Raw genomic sequence first — 2366 nt, 5'->3', positions numbered from 1 at the left:
CTGGTCGGCCTCGTGGGCTGGCGCGGCATGGTCGGCTCGGTCCTGATGGACCGGATGCAGGCCGAAGGCGACTTCGGACTGATCGAGCCGATCTTCTTCTCGACTTCCAACGCCGGTGGCAAGGCCCCGGCGATGGCCAAGAACGAGACCACGCTGAAGGACGCCCATGACATCGAGGCACTCAAGAGGTGCGACATCGTCGTCACCGCCCAGGGCGGCGACTACACGACCGAGGTGTTCCCGAAACTGCGTGCCGCCGGCTGGAAGGGCCACTGGATCGACGCCGCGTCGACGCTGCGCATGAACGACGACGCGATCATCGTGCTTGATCCGGTCAACCTGCCGGTGATCCAGAACGCGCTCGCCAAGGGCGGCAAGAACTGGATCGGCGGCAACTGCACCGTCAGCTGCATGCTGATGGGCGTCGGCGCGCTCTACAAGGCCGGCCTGGTCGAGTGGATGACCAGCATGACCTACCAGGCGGCCTCGGGCGGCGGCGCGCAGCACATGCGCGAGCTGCTGACCCAGTTCGGCACGATCAACGCCGAAGTGCGCTCCCTGCTCGACGATCCGAAGTCGGCGATCCTCGAGATCGACCGCAAGGTGCTGGCCATGCAGCAGTCGCTGACCGCGGCTGAAACCGCCAATTTCGGCGCCCCGCTGGGCGGCAGCCTGATCCCGTGGATTGACAAGGACCTCGGCGACGGCATGAGCAAGGAAGAGTGGAAGGGCGGCGCCGAGACCAACAAGATCCTCGGCCAGGGCGCCGGCTTCGGCACCGCGGCGACGCCGGTCGACGGCTTCTGCGTGCGCATCGGTGCGATGCGCTGCCACAGCCAAGCGCTGACCTTCAAGCTCAAGAAGGACGTCCCGGTGGCCGATATCGAGGCCCTGATCGCCGCCGACAACGAATGGGTCAAGGTGGTGCCGAACACTCGCGAGGCGACGGTCAAGGACCTGACGCCGGTGGCGGTGACCGGCACCATGGTGATCCCGGTCGGCCGGGTCCGCAAGCTGGCGATGGGACCGGAATACGTCGGCGCCTTCACCATCGGCGACCAGCTGCTGTGGGGCGCCGCCGAACCGCTTCGCCGCATGCTGCGCATCCTTCTGGAAGCTTGAGCATGGCTTCGCGCCCTCTTCGGAGGGCGCGCCGTTGCGGCGCTGCAACGGCAAATGCATGACGAAGTTTGCACGCACTGGGTAGATAAGCCTTGTCGCCTTGTCAGTGCTGGGTGTTGATGTTAACGTCCCCTTACACTTTTGGGCCGAGCTGCCCCTAACAGCATGACACGACAACCGTTGCCTGCGGCCCGCCTTTCGGCCACCCCCTCGAGTTCGGCGAACCCCGGCCGCAGTCAGCTCACGCTGGTCAGCGCCGCGGTGGCCTTGGCTCTGGGCGGTTTCGCCGCCGACGCCAGCGCGCTCGCGCTGGGACGGCTGAACGTGCAGTCGGCGCTGGGTGAACCGCTGCGGGCCGAAATCGAGATCACCGAGATCACGGCCGCCGAAGCCGACAACCTCAAGGTCAACATCGCGTCGACCGAGGCGTTCCGCGCCGCCGGCGTTCCTTACAACGCCGCCCTGTCGGRTGTCCGCGTCGGCGTCCAGAAACGTCCGGATGGCCGCTACGTGGTGCGCCTCAGCAGCAACCGGCTGTTGAGCGAACCCTTCGTCGATTTGCTGCTCGAGGCCAACTGGAGCTCGGGCCGCATCGTTCGCGACTACACGGTCCTGCTCGACCCGCCGGCCAGCCGCCAGGCTGCGGCCGCGATCGCTCCGACGGCACCCCAGATCTCCGCGCCGGCGCCGCAACGCGTCGCGCCGGCTGTCGTGCAGGCCGCTCCGAGCGGGCGCGAACGCCCTGTCGCCGCGGCGCCCGCGGCCCCGGCGGACAGCGGCACGGTCCGTACCGGCAGCGGCAGCGAGCAGGTCAAGGTCCAGCCGGGCGATACCGCCGGCAAGATCGCGGCTGCCCACAAGCCGGCCGAAGTCTCGCTCGACCAGATGCTCGTGGCCATGCTGCGCGCCAATCCCAACGCCTTCATCGGCGGCAACGTCAACCGGATCAAGGCCGGAGCCGTGCTGGAGATGCCCGGCGCGCCCCAGGCCGAAGCGGTCCCGGCGTCCGAAGCACGCCGCACGGTCACCGCCCAGAGCCAGGACTTCGGCGAATACCGCCGCCGCCTGGCCGACAACGCGCCGACCTCGCGGGTCGCCGATGCCGGCCGCCAGACCTCGGGCAAGCTGCAGGCCAACGTCGAGGACCGCAATGCAGCCAACGCGGCCAGCGACAAGCTCAAGATCTCCCAGGGCATCGCCCCGGGACGCCCGACCGAGGAGCAGATCGCCCAGGCACGCCAGGC

At 68.6% G+C, this 2366-nt stretch carries 2 protein-coding genes; both read left to right on the top strand.

The window, feature by feature from the left end:
* On the top strand, positions 1-1122 hold a 1122-nt coding region (gene asd, locus AC1DY5_RS51690), incomplete at its 5' end, for an aspartate-semialdehyde dehydrogenase (RefSeq protein ID WP_478122021.1).
* Between the two features lie 165 nt (positions 1123-1287).
* On the top strand, positions 1288-2366 hold a 1079-nt coding region (locus AC1DY5_RS51685), incomplete at its 3' end, for a type IV pilus assembly protein FimV (RefSeq protein ID WP_478122020.1).

The organism is Variovorax sp. P4_D9 (assembly GCF_056401695.1).
The sequence above is the reverse complement of the archived record's forward strand: the minus strand, read 5'-3'. Positions and strand labels throughout refer to the sequence as shown.